The sequence below is a fragment of the Myxococcus guangdongensis genome (assembly GCF_024198255.1).
Classification (GTDB): domain Bacteria; phylum Myxococcota; class Myxococcia; order Myxococcales; family Myxococcaceae; genus Myxococcus; species Myxococcus guangdongensis.
This window is the reverse complement of the sequence record NZ_JAJVKW010000004.1, coordinates 404,092-424,691: the sequence shown is the minus strand read 5'-3', so window position 1 is coordinate 424,691 and position 20,600 is coordinate 404,092. Positions and strand designations below refer to the sequence as shown.

The window sequence follows — 20,600 nt, the reverse complement described above, 5'->3', positions numbered from 1 at the left end:
GCGGAGCAGAGCGCGGTCAGGTCGGCTCCACGGGAGAGGGACAGCCGCGCAGAGGCATGTCACAATGCGTGGCATCCCCTATGAACATCATTCGCAACATTCTCGCGGTCATCATCGGCATGGCTGTGGGCTCGGTCGTCAACATGGCGCTCGTGATGCTCGGCCCGCGGGTGATTCCCGCCCCCGCCGGTGTCGATGCCGCCAACGCCGCGAGCCTCGCCGCTTCGATTCACACGTTCGAGCCAAAGCACTTCGTGTTTCCGTTCCTGGCCCACGCGCTCGGCACGTTCGCCGGAGCGCTGGTCGCGTTCCTCATCGCAGGGAGTCATCGCGCGGTCTTCGCGTTCGCGATCGGCACGCTCTTCCTGGCCGGCGGCATCGCGGCGAGCTTCATGATCCCCGCGCCGACGTGGTTCATCGTGCTCGACATCGTGGTGGCCTACCTGCCGATGGCGTGGCTCGCCACGCGGGTGGCACGCTGAAACCCACGACGGACCACCCCGAAAGATTTGTCTCGTGGGTGCGGCTGCCACGACAGGGGCATGGAGGTTCATGCCCTCTGGCTTCAGCCTGGACGGGAACTGCGTCCGCGCACCCGACCTGAGGCCTCTGCGCGCTCCCACCAGGGCGAGAAGCGGCCACCACAGCGTCGGCAGCCCGACAGGTGCTCGCTTCGATGGCCACGCGACACAACGCGGATTGCCCCTGGAGTGGAGAACGAAGGCGCGACTGCGCCCCATACCATCCCCCATCCCCCATCCCCCATCCCCCATCCCCCATCCCCCATCCCCCATCCCCCATCCCCCATCCCCCATCCCCCATCCCCCGGGGGGCGGGAATACCACCTGAGAGGTATTCCACCACTGACGGCGGGACCCAACTTATCTGGGGCTCCGGAGCAGACTTCCGACTCAGGGGTTTGTACCTGCTTGCACTTGGAGCAGTGCTTGCCGTGGGTTGTGGTGGCGCTCCTCAGGACGAGGCGCAGCCCCAGGACAGTGACTCGTCGGTGGCCATCCCTCCCGAGAACCTCGGTACCGAGGATGACGAGACGGTCCAGGAGGATGCCCCCCCAAGCAGAGGTCGGAAGTAGCGCCGTCTGCTGCAACATCAAGTGCTCAGGCACCTGGTATGGCCTCTATCCGTCCGTTCAATACAACAACTGCCCTGAGTTCGGGAAATACAGGTGCAGGCAGAAGGGACTCTCCTATCAGTCCTATGCCTGGAAGAAGTGCTAGTCCTCTTCAATCACACGAGCCCCCCACGTAGACCCCATTCAAGAACACAGGGCTGCTGTCCCTGGCGGCCACCCTCCTCCTCGCCTGTGGTGGCACCGCGAACGAGCCGCTCGAGGGTGAAAGCCCCGCCCCCCCCATTCCGGAGGAGTATCTCGGACAGGACGAAACTGTCTCCAACGAAGACCGCACCGTGGGAGAGCTCAGGGCTTGCTGCTTCGTCCTCTGCGCAACCGACGCGGCGTGGCGGGGGCCCTTCTGGAAGATCGCGTATGGCAACTGCGGGAACTACGGGAAGTATTACTGCATGCAACGGGGTCTGGCCTACGAGGGCGCGAAGTGGGACAACTGCTAGCCCCCGTCCGATGAAAGCGCCGACGCCAGTTGCAGCCCTCAGTAGGGATGCATGACCGCGCGATGCGCTACGAGTTGAACGAGTGGCAGTGGAGGGCCTCGGCTCCTCTGCTGCCGCTTCGAGGCTGTCCACTCCACGATGTTCGCGGTGAGTTGCCGCCCGTATGACCTCGGCCTCCCGACGAGACGGCCCTTCTGACTCATGCCCCCGGCGAACTCGACGAGCCGCCTTCGCGCCTCCGCACCCGAGGAGCCCACAGCCGGCCGCGAGGACCGGCCATGGGCTCCCTGTTCAGCGGCTGCTGTCAGGCTTTAGAGGTAACCCCAACAGGAGCCGCAGTTGCCGCCGCGGTTCGCGCAGTAGCTGTTGCCCGCGGCGGTGCAGTTGCCCGCACCTGGATTGCCGATGTCGGACCAGTCCGCGTGCGAGCAGCAGTGGACCAGACAGTGTGCGGGCGGGCCGCCCCAACCACAGGAGACCTCCTGCTCGTCCTGGCCGAGGTTCTCATCGAGAGTGGCGTCTTCCATCGTGCCGCCACAGGCGGACATCAGGAGGGCAGCCGCGGAGACCGACACCAGCTTGGCAAACATCTTCATGGAATTCTCCTTTCAAAGCATGACCCGCACACCCTGCGGGCCAAATTCAATCCTAAACGCGCAATAAAGGAATTACAAATATCAACAGAACAACACTTAAATACAGCAAGCCCTTGCGGCGCTCCCCAACGCCAACTCGCCAGGGCGCATGCTCACGGCTGTCTCCCACGACCTTCTCGTGAGTCCTGCGAACCTGGAGAACTCGGGCCGCCTGACGGGGAGCGCTCAGCGACGAGGAAATCGAGCGCGCGGTCGGCTGCCGTGATGGCGGAAAGCGCATTCTCCGCTCCGACAAATGGCCCTCGGAGGGTATGAAGAAGCCCATGAGTGAAGAGCGCACGCCCGCCGAGCCCGAGGTGATGGAGCCTACGTTCTGGCGGAAGAATGGTTGGTCGGCCCGGGTCATCAAGAACGAAGAAGATGACGGCTGGGCCGTGGAGATCAGCAAGCAGGGCATCGCCGAGCCCGTCCTCATCAGCCCGTGGGTCATGGGCCGCGACAAGAAGAACCCCAAGCCCTTCGATGCGCCCGCGTTCGCGACCTTCGTCAAGACGGCCTCGGAGGTCCTCGACCGCTCCGCGCGTCAACGCGACCAGGCCATGACCCGGAAGCTCTCCATCGCCTGGGAGGGCCGCTGGTACGAGGTCCGCATGGAGCTGGTGGCCGATGAGTATGACCCCCATGCCCTGCTCTCGGCCATCGACGACGCGGGCACCACGGTCGCCAAGCATCGCGTGCCGATGAACTTCAAGTTCACCCGGGACGCCGCCAACGCGTGGGTCCAAGGCGGCTTCTCCGAGCCCTGAACCGGCCGTCCTCACGTGGATTTCTGCGTCACCGTCAGGAGCCTCGAGGTCGCCTGGGACGCTCACCCGCCCCAGGCTCGCTGACGACCGTGCGGCGGCGGCACGGCGCCTGGGGCCGCCAGGCGCCCTGGCTTCAGCCATGGACCCAGTGGTTGTAGTCGGAGCGGTGCATGTTCGTGTGCCCGCGCTCCTCCTGCTTCGCGAGGTACTTCTCGAAGGTGTCCCAGACTCCATCGAGAAGGGAAGGTCCCCAGCGTTCCACCAGGACGCACGGGCGTCACGCCGGGACGCCTGGAGGTGATCTCCCTCCAGACGCCTGCCCCGGCGCAGGGAGTGGCACGTGCCTTGCGATGAGACACACCGCCCCTCTCGCCCCCTCGAGTTGACCATGTCTGAGTATGCAGGGAGTCGTCGAAGTGCGTCCCTGGATGCGTTGTTCGTCGAGACACCCAAGTCCACGCTGCTCGATATCAGGAAGCAGCCGGAGGTCGGCAAGCCGCTCAAGAAGTCGAGCCCGCAGCAGAAGGCGATGCTCCACCGACTGATGGCGGTGCACCCCGTCGACCACCTGTTGATGGGCGCCTCCGGTGGTGCCGCCTTCGCGGAGTCGGCCAGCCAGCGCGCGCAGCGCCTGGGCTTCACCAAGCCCGCGGATGTCCTGAACCACCTCGACCTGATGGTCATGTTCGGGCACCGCTTCGACATCGACCCCCAGCTTCCCTGGGTTGGACCGGCGCTGAGCAAGAAGTCGATGACCGTGCTCTTCGAGAGCGCGCTGTCCTACCTGGGCGTCATCTCCGGAGACACCGGCAACCTCTACATCAAGGCCCTGCTCCGGGCGCGCAAGCTCGCCCCCACCTCGCTCATCGACCGGGTGGGCATCTCCGAGGCAGAGGCGTCGCGCCTGCTCGCGACCCTCCACCCCGAGAAGAGCCGGGTGATGGGCTCCCAGATGAAGTCCATGCTCACGCTCGCGCAGGCGCTCGTGGCCGAGCACAGCAAGGGCGTGCGGCCGCTCTACCTCGTGCTCATGTTCCTGCTGGGGAGTCACTTCGAGACCGACCCGAGGTATGCGTGGGCCGGCACGATGCTCCGCGACACGCAGACCCCGGAGCCCCTGCGCTACAAGAATCTCTACGCGGAAGCCTCGTCACGACTGCGCCTCGTGCTCAACGCGCGCGGTGGACTCGAGACGCTCTCCGAGGAGGTGCGCTGATGGGCTGCTGTTTCGGAAGGACACGCGCGCAGCGCCTGCGTCCCATCGAGGTAGAGGATGAGCAACCACCCCTCGAGCAGCCCTGGGTGACGGAGGAGTGGGAGACCCGGACGATGTGGACGCTGGACGAGCGGGCCGACGCCGAGAATGTCTTCGACATCCTGGCCGTGTTCACGAGCGACGGCGCGTTCATGGAGTCCGACGATCGCATCGACCAGGACCAACTCCTGCAGAACATCCACGACTGCATCCAGGAGATGAACGAAGCGTTCCTTCACAGCGGCATCACCGTGAGGGGGCGCCTGGTGGCCATCGAGCGGTTCTCGCCTCCGCCTCCGTTCATCACCACCTCGATGTACCGGGACGCGTTGCTGGGGGAGCCCGAGAATCAGGAGGAGCGCAGGCGCCGTCGGCAGGAGCCCATCCCAACGGACATGGACACCTACTACGGGACCATCCGGAACACATACCTGACGCTCCGGGAGCGCTACCGGCCGCACGTCCTCCTCTTCGTCTCGGGGAACATCGGAGACCCCATCAGCGGTGGCATTGGCGTCACGAATTGGGACGAATCCATCGCGGTGGTTCCCGCCGCCAAGCTCCTGGATGAGCACGCGCCCGCGCACGAGGTGGGTCACCTCTTCGGGTGTGAGCACAACCGGGAGGCCGTCATCGTGCGCACCGGCGCGTCCTGCTACGGCTACATCGCCGACCACTGGCGCACCATCATGGCGTACAACACCACCTCTCCCCAACGCAGGGTCCCCATCATCGGACGCTTCAGCAATCCCGACGTCACCTACGACGATGGAGAACACCCTCCACACGTCACGGGTGACGCGGGCGCGAACAACGCCGCGCAAATCAATACATTCGCGCCGACGATTCTTGGGATTCGCGACTGAGGTCGCTGGCGGCCCCCTGGCACGCGTCCAACCGTCCGAGGATAGAATCCGCGGCGCCATGACACCCACTCCCCCTGGACCCGCTGGTGCCCACGCCTCCCCGCTCCGATTGACCCGGGTGAGCGCCGCCGCCTTGTCGGCGCTCCTCTTCGTCCTGGGCTGCGCCCAGCCCGCGCTCGTCCTGCACAACACCGGGACGGGGAAGGAAGAGTCGCTGTGGGGCATGGCGATCCTGCTCACCGGCTGGCTGGGCGTGTTCGTGATGCAGATGGGCTGGTTTGCGAACCCACTGCTGCTGCTCACGCTCCTGCTGCTGTTGATGGGCAGGTACCGGGGGGCCTACTGGGCGGGCGTCGTGACGGTGCTCGTCGGACTCTCCACCTTGTCCTGGTACCTGAACCCCATCCCCGCGGACGAGGGCGGCAGCCCGGATCGGCAACTCGAGCTGCTCCATCCCACCCTCGGGTACTTCTTCTGGATGGGCAGTCTGCTGGTGGGGCCCGCCACCGCGGTCATCCTCGGGAGGAAGGAGCCCATGAGGCACGACAACGCGGCGCTTCAGGGCGTGACGGGACTCGGCGCAGGCGGGGACCCACCCGGACAGTCCCGCTGATAGTCCGCGAGGGTCCGCTCGAACCGCTCCCGCTCCTCGCGCGGCCACTGCGCCTGGAGCCTCGCCACGGCTTGCCGCTGGTCCGCCAGCGCCTCCGCGCACCGCCCCTTGCCCCACGCGACGGCGGCGGCGGTCTCCAGGACGTAGGCATTGCGCGGGGCCATCTGCCGGGCCACCCGCACCCGCGGCGCCGCCTCTTCGTGGCGCCCCGTCTGGACGTAGTGCCACGCCAGCTCGTTCGCGGCCCACCAGTACGTCGGGGCCAACGCACTCACCCGCTCGAGCGCTTCGACATAGCCCGGGGCCTCGGGAGTCTGTGAGCCCAGCAGCTTCGCCAGGTGCGACCAGGCGTCGGCGCTCTCGGGGAAGCGGGCGACGCGCATCCGGACCCACTCCAGCTCCGCCTCCGGCGTCCGGTTCTCGAGGGGCATCTGGAACTGGATCCGGAAGAGGCGCGAGGTCGCGATGGGGTGCCCCGCGAGCATCGCCGGCTGATACCGGGTGGCGGCGAAGACCTTCACCAGGTCCTCCCCGAACTTCGGGAACGCCGACTCCACGACGTGCAGTTCCCGCGCGCGCCCGTCCGTGTCCACTCGCCCCCGGAGGACCACCACCTGCGGCTTCCGGAGAAGGAACGCTTCCTTCGGGACGTCCGGCATCGACGGCCCCTCCAGCCGCTTCACGGGCTGGAAGTTCGCGAGCAGGAACTCACAGGCGTCGAACAGGTCAACGGCGCAAGCGGCCGACAGCGTCGCGGAGGCCTGCCGCACCTGCGCTTCCGTGGGCGCGCCCTTCAACAGCGCCACGGCCTCGTCGAACGCCTCACGCGCCCTCTCCGGCGCGACGCCTCCCTGCGCCTCCGGGTTGAACAACGACGCGGGGGGCAGTTCCGAGGCCTCGCGCGGATTACCCTCCGGGTCCAGGTTGTGCGCCATCGCGAGGGAGAGCTGCCCATGACTCGCGGGGAGCGACGGCATCCCCGAATGGGCGCAGCCCGTCGCCCACAGCACGACCGACAACGACACGATGAGAGAGTGACGCATGGCCCGTCACGCTAACCCCTGCCCTCGATCAAGGGTAGGTCGCGCTCCGTGTCACCGCTTCACACAGGTTCGTCTGCGTCTGCTCGAAGTGGCACCCACCTCGACTTCCAGCCGGTGGACAGACCGGGTGGGTCACTCCCGTGCTGGCGCTCAAGGCGGACGGCACCCTGGCCGAGAAGGACGACGCGGTGACCAGGCATCAGGGCCCCCGGTTGGGACTGTGGGCCGCGGCCCCACCGCCCCAGCGAGTCGTTGGGGATGGACGAACGTCCCCGCTCCTTCCTTCGCCACCGGGTGTCCCTCCACAATCCCTGGCCTCCACGCGGAATGGACAGGAGCCCCCGCATGCGGACCCAGATGGCCCGACCCGCCCAGGAGCGCACGGGAGAACGCGCCCCGGGAATGATGCGCCCAGGGCTCGCGGCGGACTCCCCCCACGTCAGCCAGCTGCGAGCGCGCCAGGGTGAGCTCGACCAGAGCCCTCGCGTGCGGGAGTTGTCGCGCGTCGGCACCTCGCTCAACCCGGGAGCACCGGCCTCCGCCGCGCCCATCCAGCGGATGGACTGGCGAAAACAGGGAGGGGGCGTCGTCCCGGAGGACACCACCCATGGCGGCCCAGCGCCCGACCTCCTGCTGATTCCTCCAACGCTGGAGGAACATCAAATCTGGGATGACGCCACGAACAACGTCTACGACGGCGAGACCGGACTGCTTCGCTACAACCATCATGTTCCCCAGGCGGGAGACGAATTGGTTCCAGAGGACCTGCGAACACAATTCACCGCGCTGGGCGAGGGTCCGTCCGCCTCGAGCAAGGGCGTCCTCAAGAGCTATCTCCTCAAGCTCAACACCCTGTCCAAGAACCTCACGTCGTGGATTGCGAAAGACGCGCTTCCGGACAGCGAGGAGGCCATGGCGGGCCTCCGGCTGAAGGCGCGAGTCGAGGCCATCAAGCACCGCCCCGTGCTCCGTGACCAGCCGAACCTCCCCCCGAAGGAGAACGAGAGCGCCAGGGCATCGCTCGCGTTGGGCGGCGCGGCAGACCGGCTCTACCGCAACGTCGTGCCGGGAACCGACACGCCAGAGGCCCCCACGAACGTGGACGTCATCGACTCCACCGACTCTGAAGTGCCCACCGGCCGGACGCGCTCCGTCGAGACGGGCGAGCTGACCCCCAGTGGCGACGGGCTGCTCTGGTGGGCTTCGGCGGCCCAGGGCTTGCGCCAGGCCGCGGAGAAAGAAATACCCGGAGGCAAGTTGCTCCACCTGGCGGTCGGCTCGGGGAAGGTCCCCATTGGCGTGAAGGGCAAGAGCAAGCCCCTGCCCAAGGGAGAGTTCATCGTCCTCGGACACGATGCGCCGATTGCCTATGACGAGAACCCGAACCAGCAGGGGTTGCGAACGCCCGGCACCGCCGGACCGCAGCACAAGGTCAGCTATCCCGAGTTCCTCAATCGATTGAGTCAACTGCAGAAAATGGAAGACGTGGCGGACCCGGTGCTCGCCCAGGCGATGCTGGAGATGGTGAAGAACCCCACCGTGGATCCTCCGGACGAGCTCGCCAGCTTCCACGCCCTGCTCAGAGAGATGCTCGTCACCTGGATGGTCGCGGAGCCCGCCCGGCACCGCTCCGTCATCTTCAACAGCGTGCTGAGCCTCCAGGAGATCGCCAGGGGAACCCACGGCTTCGCGGACATGCTCCCGGACAACGGTCTGTACCCGATGACGGGCGGTGGCACCGCGCGGGCGGGACGGCAGGCAGAGGAATCCGAGAAGAAGCTCTTCGAGAACAAGCCATCCTCCCCTCCCACGAAGGTCGAGAACCGACAGAAGGAGCAACTCAAGCGGACCGCCACGGGCGGAGACCTCTCCTCCCCGCTCGAGCAAGTGCTCTTCGAGCACGGCATCGGAGGCACGCGTCTGCGCTATGTTCCTCAGGATTCCTGAGTGGCTGGCATTGACGATGAAGGTCATTAGCAAGAACAGTCCCCCGCGCCGCCGCGGACGCTCGCGGCATCACACCAAGGAGATGGTCATGCGACGCATGCTGTTCCCTGTTCTATCCGCCACCCTGCTGCTCGGCGCCACATCCGCCGCATTGGCCGCGCCGACGGAGGACCCCACGCAAACGCGTCCGGAGAACACCCTCAACAACCAGACGCCCTGGATCTACATCAACCACTACATCACCAACTTCGCGCTCGACATCACCGTCGGCGCGCATGACCCCGACGGCAGCGTGGCGTATCTCGTCGTCGACTTCGGCGATGGCGCCACCGCCAGCGTGGCGGGCAACGAGATCATCACCCAGCACGTCTACGCGTCGCCAGGCACCTACACGATCACCGTGACCGCGCTCGACAACGTCAATGGCGTCAGTGTCGACAGGCGCACGGTGTTGATCACCGGCAGGGATTCGACCTGAGCCCTCGCCCCTGCCGTGCCCACGGGCGCGGCAGGGGTTGGGCCAGTCGCCGGCATCTGGGCTGCGGGGCGAGCCGCGCGCGGGCTGCGGGCATGTCTGGATTGAGCTGCGGGGACTGAAACATCCAGACACCCGGCCCGTCGGCGCCAGGCAGCTGTCCGAAAGCCTTGCACCAAGACATCACGCGCAGCATCCTCTCCGTCGAACCCTGTCGTGGTTCGAATGGAGAGGCGCCATGAGAGCAGGCTCTCATCCGGGCAGCGCGGGTGATTCCTCCCCACGGCACGCGCTTCCCGACAGAAGCGACCTCGAGGCGGGCCGGGCCCAGGGGGGCCGCTTCCTGCTCCTGCACTTCCAATCCCAAGGGGAAGGCCGTTTCATCGGTCGGGCCCGAGGCCGCGTCCTGGAGACAGCGCTCACCCTGCATGCGCTGAAGCTCGCGGACCTCGACCCGGCGTGGCAGCAGCGCCTGCGCGACCATCTGCTCCGACACGAAGCCACCACGGATGAGTTCAGCAGGCTCCTCGCCCTGGCGGCCCTGGGGCGCACACAGACTGACGACACCCTTCAGCCCCTTCAGCGCCTGTTGGGCACGCTGGAGTACGCAAAGCGTCGCAAGAAGGCCTTGCTGCTCATGCTGATGGTGGAGCTGGGGCTCTCGAGCCTCGAGCACTCCGGGGTGACTCCGGAGGATTTCGGGGACCAGGCGGTCCATCGGTTCAGCGAGTCCTATGGTGCCGCCCTACGACGCATCCATGCCCGCCACTCGGGCGGCACGTCCACACGTGAGGAGGGCGACCTGGCCCTCCTCGAGTCGCGGCAAGCCACCAACGGGAGCTGGGAGCAGCAGTCGCTCATCACCCTGGTGGCCATGATGGCCCTGGGCCCCACCCACCCCGCCTTCCCTCGCGGCCTGCGCTTCCTCCGGCAGTTGGAGCAGGAGGACGGCGGCATCCCGTTCCTCCACGATGTCGACGTGTGGCTCAACGCCATCCTCGGACTCAGCCTCCAGGCGGGAGGCTTGCTCCCCGAGGTGCGGCAGGAGGTGTCACGGTTCCTCGTCGGGCGGCAGCACCCCAACGGAGGATGGGCCTTCGCGGAGGGCGTCCGGCAGACGGACACGGACAGCACCGCCAACTGCGCCCAGGTCCTGCACCAGGAGGATGCGGTCCGCTTCGCGCCCGTCCTCCAGCGCGCGCTCGACTACTTCCAGCCCTTGCAGCGGGAGGATGGTGGTTATCCCACCTACGAGCGCGAGGCGGAGTCCGAACCCACGATGACCGCCAACATCCTCCTGGTGCAGAGCCTGATGCTCCACCGCCGCCCCGACCTTCGCCCGGCGATGCATCGGGCCCGACAGTTCCTTCGCGAGCGACAACGGAGCGATGGCCGCTTCGAGACGAGCTGGAGCCAATGCGAGACGTACAGCATCTTCCGCGTGCTGTGGGCGCTGGAGTGCCACGAGAAGGCGGAGCCCGACCTCGCCCCCGACCCGGTGCGCGAGCGGGCCCTGCGCCACCTGCTGGAGAGCCAGGGGGAGGACGGCGGGTGGAGACAAAGGCAGACCGCCCCCATCCCGGATGGCCTGAGCACCGCCTACGCGCTGGCGGCCCTGTGCCTTCCTCGGTGCGCGGACCGGATTCCCCCCTCGTGCTTGCGACGAGCGAGCGCGTACCTCCTGCGCCAACAAGACGCGGGGACGGGGGAGTTCGTCTCCATCCCTGACCAGATGGGCCCTCGCCCCATCTCCTTCGACGTGCCGCTGCTGAGCACGGCGATGGCCGTGCTGGCCCTCTCGCTCGCGCTGCGGCTGCCCCCGTCCCACCTCGGAGTGGAGCCCTCCCATGTCGCCTGAAGTGCCCACGTTGGAAGCGTTCCTCGCGGCCCCTGTCGAGCAGGTCCGCGCCGTGGCGCCCGCGACCCTCGTCTGGATGGTAGAGGGAACCCGCCGCAGCGCCGCCCTGGCCGGCGTCGATCTCCGCACCGAGGCGTACGCGCGCTGGACCCTCGACCGGATGAACGAGTGCGTACGGGTGCTCTTCCACCACGGCGTGCGCCACGTCTTCACGCCCTACCTCACTCCGAGCCACTTCAAGGAGCTCACCCTTCGTTACCGAGAGCGACTGATTGACTGGACGGGGCTCATCGTCACGGAGCCGGAGTCCGCCGCGCTCTACGTGAAGAACGGGTGGCGCGTGCGGCTGTTGGGGGACGCGAGCATGCCAGCGCTACGGCCCCATGCGGAGCGGGCGGTCGCCCTGATGCCCCGGGGTGAGCACACGCTCTGGTGCTCCCTGGTCGCCGAGCCGGGAGACTCCTGGAACGAAGTGCTCGAGGCCGCGGCGCGCAGCGGCGCCCGGACGCAGGGGGAGGCCATCCGCGCGCTCTATGGCGAGGACATCCCCCCGGCCACGCTGATGATTGGCTTTGGCAAGCCGATGGTGACCCCGGAGCTGGTGCCCCCGCTCATCATCGGCAAGATGGACTGTTATTGGACCCAGCGCCCCGGTTACCGAATCACCGAGCGCGAGCTGCGCACCGTCATCCACGACCACGTCTACGTGCGGCGCACCTGGCGACAGGACAAGACAGGGCGGGCCGAGTCATCCGTGCGGTTCCGCCGCGCCTGGGAAGAAGGGCCCACCCTGGGACTGGGAATGCACCTGGGCCCCTTCTGGTATCCCCTCCCCTTCCAGGTCCCCCAAGACGAGGGGACTGGCGGGTAGGCGTGGGGATTGCCAGACATGGCTCGAGCGAGCGATGAGAGGCCGTCCGCCACCGGACCGTTGAATTGTCCTTCGGCACGGCATGGACACGGCGGATTGGGACTCACGCCCACTCGACGTGGGCGTAGGCCTCCGTGGCCTGCTTCAGGTCCCGCATCTCCCAGGACCTGAGCTTGCGCTCGCAGCGCACCCGAAGCCCTCGCGTCCCGAACCCCTCCGCCGCGCGAAGGACCTTCACGAACAGGCCGACGGCCTCTTCGCTCACCAGCGTCGCCTCGAGGGGCACCTGCTCCGCGGGCCGCACCGTCAGCCGCCATGCGGCCTGCCTGTCGGCATCCAAGCGCTCCAGCTTCCTCGCCAGGGACGAGCTGGCGCAGTGGCGCAGGCCCACCGGGCCCGCGTCGCGGAGCTCCAGCCACGACAAGCTCGGCAGCAGCGCCAGCCTCTCGAACGTCGCCGCCCAGCCAACACCGGGCCCCGCGGCCAGGTGGGCCCCGCTCCCTCCAGACTCACACAACTCCAGCCTGCTGACGGCGGGGTGGAGGTCCAGGTTGTACGCCGCCGCGAACGCCATCCGACGAATCCGTCGGACACCGCGCAGGTGCGCATGCATGAACCACTCCGTGTCGAAACCTCCGCCCCAATCAATCTCCCGCACCGTGCTCCACGCAGCGCTCGGCTCGGGCCAGGAGTCGTGAAGGGCTGCCCACTCCCCCAATTGGACAGCCACCGGGAACCCCCGCTCGAAACGTGTCCTGGCCGGTGCGACGAGGGGGCCCAGGGGCGCTTCCCAGGTCGACCGATGCGCATGGAGCAGCGCGTGGACCCGGGCCTCATCCGGCGCGGGCGAGCATTGCAGCACGATGAACTCCCCCCAGGGGTCTCCGAGGGTGGCCAGCTCATCGGCCATCACCAGCCGCGCGGCATCGTCGTCGAGCTGGGCGTAGACCTGGGGCAGCCATTGCTCCCGGACGCTCGCGCGGCGCCGCTCATATTCTCCTCTCGCGCAGAGCGCGTCGCGAACGTCCCGCAGCGCGGCTTCGGCGCGCGCATCCAGGACCGGTGGCACCCACTCACGTCCCACCCGGATGATGAAGGCGAGCCGCCCCGCGGAGTCGTTGTCCGGCCCCAGCCTGGCTTGCAGCGCTTCGAGCGGGGCGACGTCGAAGGGCGGTCCCACGTGCTTGAGCGCCAGACACAGCTTCGTCAGGTTCAGCGGCGTCTGGAACTCGGGCTGTTGGGCGAGCAGCACCAGCACGGGCCCGAACTGCGGGTTCGGGAACGCCCGAAGGAGCTCGTCGAGGTAGACCAGCTGGGAGGTCGAGGCCCTCCCCGCCTTCGGCACGAGGAGCCACGCCATGTGCCTGGCCCTGTCCTCCCACGCCCCTTGCGCTGGCCCGTCATCCACGGCGAGGCCGCTCACGACCAGGCGGCTTTCGACCTCTTCACACACCTTGACCAGGGCTGGTGAGCGACACACCCGCCAGGCTGCCATCAGGGCGGTGTGCGCCTGCTCTTCGTCGTGCCGGGCCAGGAACTCCGCGGCGCGCTCCAGGTGACCGTACACGGTGTCTTCCACATCACCACTCTACCGTGACACGGACACGCTCACACCCATTCGACGCGGGAGAACCCAGACGCGGCCCGGCGGAGGCGCTGGAGACGCGTGGCATCGAGCTTGGGCTCACAGCGCACCCGCAGGCCCCGTGGCCCGAATCCCTCCGCCGCACGAAGGACCCGCTCGAACGTCCCGACAGCCCGCTCGCTCACCAGCGTCGCCTCCATGGGCACCTGCCCGCCCGGGTTCACCGTGAGCGCCCAGTGCCCCCGAAGGATGGCATCGAAGCGCACCGGCTTCGTCGCCAGCTTGGAGCTCGCGCACAGGCGCACGTCGTCCGCGTCCGCGTCGCGCAACTCCAGCCACGACAGGTTCGGCAGGAGGGCCAAGATGTCGAACACATCCGCCGGCGCGGTCCTGCCGCGCGTCTGAGGCCCGATGGGCCCACACAGCTCCAGCCGATGGACGGAGGGCGGCTGCCCCATCAACCGGGCCCAGAATGGCTCCACCCCTCGCATCCGCGTCACACCTCGAAGATGCGGATGCGCGAGCCATTGTCCATGGACCACCGACCAGGGCACCACCGCCCAGTCCAGCTCCCGCACCGTGCACCAGGCCGGTCCCGGCTCGGCGGGAATCAGACGCGCCGCATCCCTCGACATCCGCACCGCCACGGGCAAGCCCCGCTCGAAGCGAGTCGCCCCACGCTCGATGAGGTCCCCCAGCGGCAGCTCCCAGCGCCGTCCATGCCGCGCGAGCAGCGCGTCGATGCGCGCCGGGTCCGGGGCGGCAGCGCACTGGAGCACGATGAACTCGCCCAGGGGGTCGCCCGTCTCCAGAAGCTGGTCCGCCATCACCAGCCGCACGCCGTCGTCCTCGGGGTTGGCATAGACGCGTGGCAGCCACTGCTCCCGGATGCTGGCGCTTCGGGACTCTCCATCGGCCTCGTTCACGTCGCCAGCCTATCCCACCCTCCAGCTCCGCCGTCCCACGAGGACGGCAGGGCCGGAGTGAAGGAGCACGACTACGGAATCGCGCTCACGTCGACGTCGATGATGCGCGGCTCCTCGGAGCCGTTGGGGCCCGTGACACCGGCCGTGCCGGCGCCCACTTCGAGCGTCAGCGCCCACTCGCCGGTGGCCAGCTGGGTGGGGAGATACTTCCAGAAGAGGCGCACGTTCCCCGCGGTCTCCCCTTCCTCCAGCAGGGCCTCCCGGGCGCGCTGCTCGATGTCCGCGGTGGACAGGCGCGTGCGGAGCAGATGCCCCGTGCGGGCCAGCGGAGGCCAGGTGATGAGCGCGCGCTGGAAGGTGCCATCCACGCCGTGCGTCACCACCGCGCGGTGCCCCTCGACGCGGATGCCGTTGATGGCGCGCATGACGAAGGTCTTGTGGCGGTGGAGGATGGGTGAGGTCTCCACGCCGTCCTCACGATGCTGCACGAAGGTCTTCCGCTGGAACACGGGGCCCAGCTCCGCCGTGGGGATGCCCCAGCGCTGCAGGCGGGCCAGGGCCGTGCGCTGCAGCACCGCCGGCTCCTGCGGCGTCGCCGGTCCGCTGCCCAGATTGTTGAGCACCAGGACCTGGCCCTCGGCGGGGTCGCTCTCCAGCCGCCAGGTGAGGGACTCGCGATCCCGCCGGGAGCCGAAGACCTCCACGTCGGAGAAGGCCTCGGTCGAGCCCACCAACAACCCTTGCAGCGACGCGTCCGTGAACGCGCTCTGTGTCAGCAAGGTGGTGGGCAGGGCCCCCGAGGGAGGCGTGGCGATGCGCGAGGAGTCGAAGACGAAGCCGAGGGCCGCTGGCGCGACCTGGGTGTCGAGTTGCGCGGGCTCGACGGGCGCGCCGCTGTCGCAGCCGAGCGCGGCGGCGAGCGGGAGTGCGGTCAACAGACGGAGGAGTGGGGTCTTCATGGCGTGGCGTTCTTTCCGGGCAAGGGCTTGGAGGGAGGTCATTCCGAGGGCAGCTTCATGCCGCTGTCGGGGTCGCACTCGTAGACGCCGTAGTAGGAGGAGCGGACCTTGGGGCCGGTGTTGTGGCGGTCCGTCCAGCCTCCGGACTCGAACATCTTGAAGCGCTTGGCCTCGGTCTCTCCGAAGACGATGGACACCGGGCAGTCGTCGTTGTTCTTGCCGTAGTCGTGGTCGTAGAACTCGTCGATCCAGTTCTCGCCCACGCCGGTGCTGCGCGACTGGGACACGTAGCGCTTCACGTAGCGCTTCACGAAGTTGCCGCACGACGAGTCGCCGTGGAACGCGTTCCACACGGTGAAGCTGCTGCTGGAGGGGGCGAGCCCGTTGTAGCCGCCCGCCTTCCAGACCTCGAAGTCACCGGACTGGCACGCCTTGACGACGGCGATGTTCAGCTTGGTGTTGCCCAGGCGCATGTGGTTGGTGATGGCCGCGCAGCCGTCCACATTGCTGCCCATCACCAGCCAGCTCTGGTTGTAGGACAGGTTGTGGCCACCGTGCGTGTGCACGAAGACGACGTCGGCGTCGTCGACGCCCGCGTTGGTCCGGTCGTCCTCACCGTTGGGCGAGGAGACCAGCGCGGCGTCCCTCCAGAGGTTGGCGCGCGCGCTCCCGTTGTTGAGGGTGCGGACGTCCGACCACTTCCCGCTGTTCTTCAGCGAGGTGAAGTAGCCGGCGAACTCGGCCGCCGACTTCGTGTGGACCTTGTGGCTCTTGGCCTCGCACAGGCCGCTCGACGCGCTGCCGAACTCGGCGATGCCGTAGACATGGGTCTCGTTGGCCAGGACCGCCGAGGGCAGGAGCAGCGCCCCCATGAGGGTCGTGCTCGTCCAATTCCGGGTGTGCTTCCGAGGTTTCATCGTCCGGGTCTCCCCCCGTGCGGGGCATGAGTGACTGGGGCCAGGAGGGGCGCGCTTCAGCACCGCCCCCCTTTGGCCTCGGCTCTTCAACGAAACTCCCGGCGAATTCCCCTCCCCTGCCTCGCGCGAATTCTCGAGAGCCCGCGGGCCGACTCCGCGCGTCCCGGGGAGCCTCTCACCTGAGAGGACCCGCCAGCGCCTGTCTCGCGGACGCCCCCTGGGCGTATCCTCGACGCCCATCCCCGAGGTCCTCCCATGCGAGTCATGACGCAAGCGCCCCGACAGGGGGTGCCTGTCGGCGCGGTCCAGGCGAAGTCCCACACGGGCGAGGGGCACACGGACTCGGAGCGGAGCCTGGCCCGAAGCCAGGCACGCGCCAATCACAGTCACCCGGTGCAGCGAGCGTTGAGCTATCAGCGGATGCTGGACACGAGCCCTCGCGTCTCGGCGCTCCAACGCAAGACGGCCGCCGTCAATGGCGCTCCGCGCCCCGTCCTCCAGAGGATGCGCATCACCAGCGGCGACATCGAGCAGAGCGCCGAGGACGCCTGGCTGGACGTGGAGCTGCTCCTCGACGACAAGGGCATCCCCAGCCGGGACATGCCCGCGCTGAAGGAGCAGTTCCTGGCCCTGGGAGAGGACGCCTCGTTCGAGTACTACGACGACATCGCGGACCTGCTCGCCTCGCGACTGAACGACGAGCAAGGCACGAACTACCCCATTGGAGAGGAGGACACGGTCGACGAGGCGCCCGCGGAGAATTCGGGTGGGTGGGGCGCGTTCGCCTGGAAGCTGGCGAAGTACGGGACGCTGCTGCTGGCGGGCCAGAGCGCCTTGGGGAACCTGCTCCCCAAGGCGAACGCGCAGGTGCTCCCGGGCCTCGGACGAGGGTCGGAAGCGCTGGCCTCACCGCAGGACCTGGAGCAGGACCTGTGCGAGGTCCCCGCGCTTCCATCCCTGTTCCAGCCCGAGGCCCCTGGCTTCTGCGCCTGGGACGACGCGCCCCCTGCGACCCATGTCCCCTTCCAGCCCCCGCCCGACGCCAAGACGTACTCCAACCAGGGTTATTGGAAGGATTGGATCAACGCGCTCGCCACCGGCCTGTGGTCCTACCGCGCGGACCCGACCGACATTCCTGGCGTGGACATCCTGGACAGCCCGGAGGACCTCGCGCGGGATGGCTATTACGCGTATGCCTATCGCGCCAGCGACGGGAACGTGGCCATCACCCACACGGGGACGGATCCGAACACCAACAACGCCGTGGCTCACAGCTATCTGGCGTCAGGCGGGGACGTCTACGCCGCCGGGATGCTGCAAGCCCAGCAGGGCCAGGTGGTGCATGCGGACTCTGCCTCCGGACACTATCGGCCGGACCCCGCCTTCAAGCTCGATTGGCAGACGTGCAACGTCGAGAGCAGCTCCGGCGACAGCCTCGAGTACCTGAAGGGCAAGCTGGATTCGGACGGGCTGGCCTCGCCACAGATGCGCCTGGCGCCCTTCCGCCATCCGGGACTCACGCAGGAGATGATCGACTGCCAGATGAACCGGCAGACCCTGTCGAATCCTTTCGGCAAGCGCTGAGGGCTCCGACGACGCCAGGCCCCGAGGCGCGTGACGCAAGAGGACCCACAAGGGCCTCGGGCCGTGCTGGCAGCCGGACATCTGACGATGGGATGGATGGCAGCGCCGCTGCCGAGGTGTGCGCACCTGTTGGCGAGCAGGCGCGCCCCTTGTCAGCTGGGTCAATGAGCGGCGAGACGAGACGCCGCCTATGGGCAGTGGCAACTACTGCGCATGCCACTCAATGCGCCAGACCCCGCCCTCATCGCTGCACTCATTGAGCGCGTACGTCGTGCAGTTGCCACAGGCTTGATAGGTGCGGTGCCGCACGCCATTGCAGCAGAAGGCCGCGCAGATGGGGCGATTCGGATTACAGGACTCTGCCCCCTGGTAGGCGCAACTCTGCGGAGCATCTGATTGCCCCTCGTTCTCCATCGAAAGTTCCTCTTGGGGAACTCCCGCGGACGTGTCGACCTCCTCCGCAAGGGGCCCTCCGCAAGCGGTCAGCATCACCAACCCCGCCCACAAGGCAAAACGACGCAGTCCCACGGCATTCATGGCTCTCTCCTCTCACGATGTGTGTGTTGCCTGCCCAGGTGGCCGCACGGACAGGCTTGGCATGTAAAGCACGACTTCGCGGAATTTGCAACACGATGGCATGAATATACTTGCCCCAGGCAACTATCGGCCCCGGCGGGTCGCTTCACGCCTCCAGGCGGGAAAGGTGGTCAAATGGTTGCCAGAGGCATGCATCTGTCTATTGCCGGGGGCTGCATGCGAATGAAAGGCGCTCATCGCCAGCAGCCCGGTCAAGGAAAGGACCCGTGAATGTCGAGAGCGAGGCAGTCGTCCCGGGCGCCGCAGGCCCGAAGACTTCGCGCTCCGGGAGTCCAGCGCCGTGCTCGGGCAGCCCACGGGTCGTCCACCTTGCCTGCACCGACGTGACTCTGCGCGTCATCCACTCGCTGATTCACCTGAGCGACAAGCTCGTGACCCACCGGCGCTCGCGTTCGCGCGCAGGAACGTCGTGCCACCGGCGCTCTGAATCATCGTCGGCCTCGCCATACTGCGTTGAGGCGTGGAACGTTGATGAGGCACGCCCGCGTCACCGTCCGGCTCAGGTCCTCGCGACCCCGTCGAAGACGCCGTAGCCGCCGGGGATGAAGAAGTCCTAGCGACTGGGAGGGGTTCGTGCGGCTGGGCGTGAGGCTCATCTCCGCCACCCTCCGGCCAATCATCTCGAAGGCGATGCGCAGGTGGCTGGCATGCACCGTCACCCCGTTGGCGGCGTGCGTGTCGAACGCGGAGTTGTTGATGCTCGACGCGCGGAGCGTGACGGTGGACACCAGGTCCGACTGACGGCGCGCTCCCGCATGCATGGCATTCAGCCCGTCCCGCCACGGACCTTGCCTCAGGTCGGGGGTGACGAAGAGAGGCTTTCGCCCCGGCCTACTTCGACGCGGGCGTGAGCAGGCTGTTGACCGTGTTGACCACCGCGGCGCCCTGCGCGACGAAGGGCACGGGCAGCGCCGCGACGATCGCCGTGGACGCGTCGATGGCGGCATGCGTCTTCTGCGCGGGCGTGGACGCAGGGTTGGTGAACACGCCATGCGCGTTGGAGGCGGAGGCCACCGCGGTCGCGATGTTCAGCCCGGGGACGAACCGGCCCAGCGTCTTTCCGACGAACGTGGTGGGCATCGACGTGAGCTCCACGCCCTTCTTCAGTTGCCCCACGGCCCTCGCGCCGCTCTCGAACGTGTCCGCCACACTGGCGACGTTGCCCACCGTGCCGGACACGCTGCCCACCTTCTCCAGCACCTGCTGCGGCGTCGTCACCGGCGCCGACGGCGCGTTCTTGTTGCCCACGCTCTTGGCCGCGGTGGCCTCGAGCGCCACCCCGTTCATCGTCCTGTCCAACGACTCCATGACCACCGCGCCCGTCTTCGGTCCGCTAATTCGAAACATGGTGTCTCTCCGTGGAAGTAGGTGCTGCGTACAAAGGACTTATCGGAGCTGCGATGAGCGAGTTTCGCCTGCCTTTCCACTCCGCCACTCCGATACGACACCTGACCGATACGGTCGTCCTTTACGTCATCTGACCGATGCCGCCGCACTTTCATCGATGCCTCGACAGGCCCCGTCAGGCGATGATGGCGCGGCACCGGGACGCAATCGTCGGAGAGGAGACACAGGAGCATGGCCGCGAAGCGCGCAGCGAAGTCCACACAAGACGGCACCCAGGAGGTCACCGCGCTGCTCGAGGAGCGAGCGCATCCTCTGCACAAGGACATCGACCAGGTCCGGAAGATCATCCTCGGTGTCGACCCCTCCATCCGCGAGGCGGTGAAGTGGAACACCGCGAGCTTCCTCACCACCGAGTTCTTCGCGGCGGTGCACCTGCGCTCCGAGGACCGCGTGCAGCTCGTCTTCCACACCGGCGCGAAGGTGAAGCCAAGCGCGAAACATGGCGTCGAGCTCGACGACCCCGAAGGGCTCTGCCGATGGCTCGCGAAGGACCGCTGCCTCGTCACGCTCGAGTCCGTGAAGGGCCAGCGCAAGGCGCTCGAAGCGCTCGTGCGTCAGTGGATTCGACAACTGGCGTGAGTGACTCATGAACCAGGATTCATGACGCATTCCCCCAAGCCCTTGGTTGGGATTGACCCGGGGAACCAGGGGTCTTCAATTTAATCGGGGACTGCTGTACTCATCCCTCAGGGGTCGCCGGTCCAC

The 20,600-nt window shown here is 67.6% G+C and carries 21 protein-coding genes; 12 read left to right on the top strand and 9 right to left on the bottom strand.

Annotation, left to right across the window (positions count from 1 at the left end):
* Positions 1–80 precede the first annotated feature (80 nt).
* Positions 81–482: a hypothetical protein gene (locus LXT21_RS15155; protein ID WP_254038838.1), complete on the top strand. Its 402-nt coding sequence runs from the start codon at positions 81–83 to the stop codon at positions 480–482.
* A 946-nt stretch (positions 483–1,428) separates the two neighbouring features.
* Positions 1,429–1,590 carry a hypothetical protein gene (locus LXT21_RS15150; RefSeq protein WP_254038837.1) on the top strand — a complete coding sequence of 54 codons (162 nt, stop codon included), beginning with the start codon at positions 1,429–1,431 and terminating at the stop codon, positions 1,588–1,590.
* A 311-nt stretch (positions 1,591–1,901) separates the two neighbouring features.
* Here LXT21_RS15150 and LXT21_RS15145 read toward each other — a convergent pair whose 3' ends face one another.
* Positions 1,902–2,186: a hypothetical protein gene (locus LXT21_RS15145; protein WP_254038836.1), complete on the bottom strand. Its 285-nt coding sequence runs from the start codon at positions 2,184–2,186 to the stop codon at positions 1,902–1,904.
* A 323-nt stretch (positions 2,187–2,509) separates the two neighbouring features.
* Here LXT21_RS15145 and LXT21_RS15140 point away from each other — a divergent pair, with 323 nt between their 5' ends.
* Entirely contained in the window at positions 2,510–2,992 is a 483-nt protein-coding gene (locus tag LXT21_RS15140; RefSeq protein WP_254038835.1) for a hypothetical protein, read from the top strand.
* 133 nt (positions 2,993–3,125) lie between these two features.
* On the opposite strand, the gene LXT21_RS44830 is transcribed toward LXT21_RS15140, so the two are convergent.
* Entirely contained in the window at positions 3,126–3,254 is a 129-nt protein-coding gene (locus LXT21_RS44830; RefSeq protein WP_256571622.1) for a hypothetical protein, read from the bottom strand.
* 126 nt (positions 3,255–3,380) lie between these two features.
* On the opposite strand from LXT21_RS44830, the gene LXT21_RS15135 reads away from it, so the two are divergent.
* The 3 genes from LXT21_RS15135 to LXT21_RS15125 all read left to right on the top strand — a co-directional run bounded on the left by LXT21_RS15135 (position 3,381) and on the right by LXT21_RS15125 (position 5,726).
* A complete protein-coding gene (locus LXT21_RS15135; protein WP_254038834.1) occupies positions 3,381–4,208 on the top strand; it encodes a hypothetical protein in 828 nt (275 codons plus the stop codon).
* On the top strand, positions 4,208–5,113 hold the full coding sequence (locus LXT21_RS15130) for a M12 family metallo-peptidase (protein WP_254038833.1): 906 nt from the start codon (positions 4,208–4,210) through the stop codon (positions 5,111–5,113). The genes LXT21_RS15135 and LXT21_RS15130 overlap by 1 nt, the downstream gene beginning before the upstream one ends.
* A 118-nt stretch (positions 5,114–5,231) precedes the next feature.
* Positions 5,232–5,726: a hypothetical protein gene (locus tag LXT21_RS15125; RefSeq protein ID WP_254038832.1), complete on the top strand. Its 495-nt coding sequence runs from the start codon at positions 5,232–5,234 to the stop codon at positions 5,724–5,726.
* Here LXT21_RS15125 and LXT21_RS15120 read toward each other — a convergent pair.
* Entirely contained in the window at positions 5,672–6,769 is a 1,098-nt protein-coding gene (locus LXT21_RS15120; RefSeq protein ID WP_254038831.1) for an energy transducer TonB, read from the bottom strand. The two genes, LXT21_RS15125 and LXT21_RS15120, sit on opposite strands and share 55 nt — an antisense overlap.
* A 345-nt stretch (positions 6,770–7,114) precedes the next feature.
* Here LXT21_RS15120 and LXT21_RS15115 point away from each other — a divergent pair, with 345 nt between their 5' ends.
* The 4 genes from LXT21_RS15115 (at position 7,115) to LXT21_RS15100 (ending at position 11,920) form a co-directional block, all read left to right on the top strand.
* Positions 7,115–8,716: a hypothetical protein gene (locus tag LXT21_RS15115; RefSeq protein WP_254038830.1), complete on the top strand. Its 1,602-nt coding sequence runs from the start codon at positions 7,115–7,117 to the stop codon at positions 8,714–8,716.
* A gap of 88 nt (positions 8,717–8,804) precedes the next feature.
* A complete protein-coding gene (locus LXT21_RS15110) occupies positions 8,805–9,194 on the top strand; it encodes a PKD domain-containing protein (protein WP_254038829.1) in 390 nt (129 codons plus the stop codon).
* A gap of 235 nt (positions 9,195–9,429) precedes the next feature.
* A complete protein-coding gene (locus LXT21_RS15105) occupies positions 9,430–11,049 on the top strand; it encodes a prenyltransferase/squalene oxidase repeat-containing protein (protein ID WP_254038828.1) in 1,620 nt (539 codons plus the stop codon).
* Positions 11,039–11,920 (top strand): hypothetical protein, encoded by an 882-nt coding sequence (locus tag LXT21_RS15100; protein WP_254038827.1) that lies wholly within the window; start codon positions 11,039–11,041, stop codon positions 11,918–11,920. Before LXT21_RS15105 ends, LXT21_RS15100 begins: the two co-directional genes overlap by 11 nt.
* A gap of 103 nt (positions 11,921–12,023) precedes the next feature.
* On the opposite strand, the gene LXT21_RS15095 is transcribed toward LXT21_RS15100, so the two are convergent.
* The 4 genes from LXT21_RS15095 to LXT21_RS15080 form a co-directional block, all read right to left on the bottom strand.
* Positions 12,024–13,280, bottom strand: coding sequence for a hypothetical protein (locus tag LXT21_RS15095; RefSeq protein WP_254038826.1), 1,257 nt, complete (start codon positions 13,278–13,280; stop codon positions 12,024–12,026).
* Between the two features lie 248 nt (positions 13,281–13,528).
* Positions 13,529–14,431, bottom strand: a complete 903-nt coding sequence (locus tag LXT21_RS15090) for a TIGR02996 domain-containing protein (RefSeq protein ID WP_254038825.1) — start codon at positions 14,429–14,431, stop codon at positions 13,529–13,531.
* Positions 14,432–14,502: 71 nt separating this feature from the next.
* Positions 14,503–15,390: a hypothetical protein gene (locus LXT21_RS15085; RefSeq protein ID WP_254038824.1), complete on the bottom strand. Its 888-nt coding sequence runs from the start codon at positions 15,388–15,390 to the stop codon at positions 14,503–14,505.
* 38 nt (positions 15,391–15,428) lie between these two features.
* Positions 15,429–16,307 (bottom strand): hypothetical protein, encoded by an 879-nt coding sequence (locus tag LXT21_RS15080; RefSeq protein ID WP_254038823.1) that lies wholly within the window; start codon positions 16,305–16,307, stop codon positions 15,429–15,431.
* Positions 16,308–16,562: 255 nt separating this feature from the next.
* Between LXT21_RS15080 and LXT21_RS15075 the strand changes: the two genes are divergently transcribed.
* On the top strand, positions 16,563–17,891 hold the full coding sequence (locus LXT21_RS15075) for a hypothetical protein (RefSeq protein WP_254038822.1): 1,329 nt from the start codon (positions 16,563–16,565) through the stop codon (positions 17,889–17,891).
* Positions 17,892–18,916: 1,025 nt separating this feature from the next.
* Here LXT21_RS15075 and LXT21_RS15070 read toward each other — a convergent pair.
* Together LXT21_RS15070 and LXT21_RS15065 are read right to left on the bottom strand one after the other, a co-directional pair.
* A complete protein-coding gene (locus tag LXT21_RS15070; protein WP_254038821.1) occupies positions 18,917–19,249 on the bottom strand; it encodes a hypothetical protein in 333 nt (110 codons plus the stop codon).
* Positions 19,250–19,319: 70 nt separating this feature from the next.
* Positions 19,320–19,835, bottom strand: a complete 516-nt coding sequence (locus tag LXT21_RS15065; protein ID WP_254038820.1) for a hypothetical protein — start codon at positions 19,833–19,835, stop codon at positions 19,320–19,322.
* 231 nt (positions 19,836–20,066) lie between these two features.
* Here LXT21_RS15065 and LXT21_RS15060 point away from each other — a divergent pair, with 231 nt between their 5' ends.
* On the top strand, positions 20,067–20,474 hold the full coding sequence (locus LXT21_RS15060; protein WP_254038819.1) for a DUF1801 domain-containing protein: 408 nt from the start codon (positions 20,067–20,069) through the stop codon (positions 20,472–20,474).
* Positions 20,475–20,600: the final 126 nt, after the last annotated feature.

Bases quoted from the DNA above. Each gene is read 5' to 3' on its own strand.
- LXT21_RS15085 (WP_254038824.1), bottom strand. From the start codon at position 15,390: ATGAAGACCCCACTCCTCCGTCTGTTGACCGCACTCCCGCTCGCCGCC.
- LXT21_RS15115 (WP_254038830.1), top strand. From the start codon at position 7,115: ATGCGGACCCAGATGGCCCGACCCGCCCAGGAGCGCACGGGAGAACGC.
- LXT21_RS15080 (WP_254038823.1), bottom strand. From the start codon at position 16,307: ATGAAACCTCGGAAGCACACCCGGAATTGGACGAGCACGACCCTCATG.
- LXT21_RS15155 (WP_254038838.1), top strand. From the start codon at position 81: ATGAACATCATTCGCAACATTCTCGCGGTCATCATCGGCATGGCTGTG.
- LXT21_RS15135 (WP_254038834.1), top strand. From the start codon at position 3,381: ATGTCTGAGTATGCAGGGAGTCGTCGAAGTGCGTCCCTGGATGCGTTG.
- LXT21_RS15070 (WP_254038821.1), bottom strand. From the start codon at position 19,249: ATGCATGCGGGAGCGCGCCGTCAGTCGGACCTGGTGTCCACCGTCACG.
- LXT21_RS15105 (WP_254038828.1), top strand. From the start codon at position 9,430: ATGAGAGCAGGCTCTCATCCGGGCAGCGCGGGTGATTCCTCCCCACGG.
- LXT21_RS15095 (WP_254038826.1), bottom strand. From the start codon at position 13,280: ATGGCGTGGCTCCTCGTGCCGAAGGCGGGGAGGGCCTCGACCTCCCAG.
- LXT21_RS15145 (WP_254038836.1), bottom strand. From the start codon at position 2,186: ATGAAGATGTTTGCCAAGCTGGTGTCGGTCTCCGCGGCTGCCCTCCTG.
- LXT21_RS15120 (WP_254038831.1), bottom strand. From the start codon at position 6,769: ATGCGTCACTCTCTCATCGTGTCGTTGTCGGTCGTGCTGTGGGCGACG.
- LXT21_RS15065 (WP_254038820.1), bottom strand. From the start codon at position 19,835: ATGTTTCGAATTAGCGGACCGAAGACGGGCGCGGTGGTCATGGAGTCG.
- LXT21_RS15060 (WP_254038819.1), top strand. From the start codon at position 20,067: ATGGCCGCGAAGCGCGCAGCGAAGTCCACACAAGACGGCACCCAGGAG.
- LXT21_RS15140 (WP_254038835.1), top strand. From the start codon at position 2,510: ATGAGTGAAGAGCGCACGCCCGCCGAGCCCGAGGTGATGGAGCCTACG.
- LXT21_RS15110 (WP_254038829.1), top strand. From the start codon at position 8,805: ATGCGACGCATGCTGTTCCCTGTTCTATCCGCCACCCTGCTGCTCGGC.
- LXT21_RS15100 (WP_254038827.1), top strand. From the start codon at position 11,039: ATGTCGCCTGAAGTGCCCACGTTGGAAGCGTTCCTCGCGGCCCCTGTC.
- LXT21_RS15075 (WP_254038822.1), top strand. From the start codon at position 16,563: ATGCGAGTCATGACGCAAGCGCCCCGACAGGGGGTGCCTGTCGGCGCG.
- LXT21_RS15130 (WP_254038833.1), top strand. From the start codon at position 4,208: ATGGGCTGCTGTTTCGGAAGGACACGCGCGCAGCGCCTGCGTCCCATC.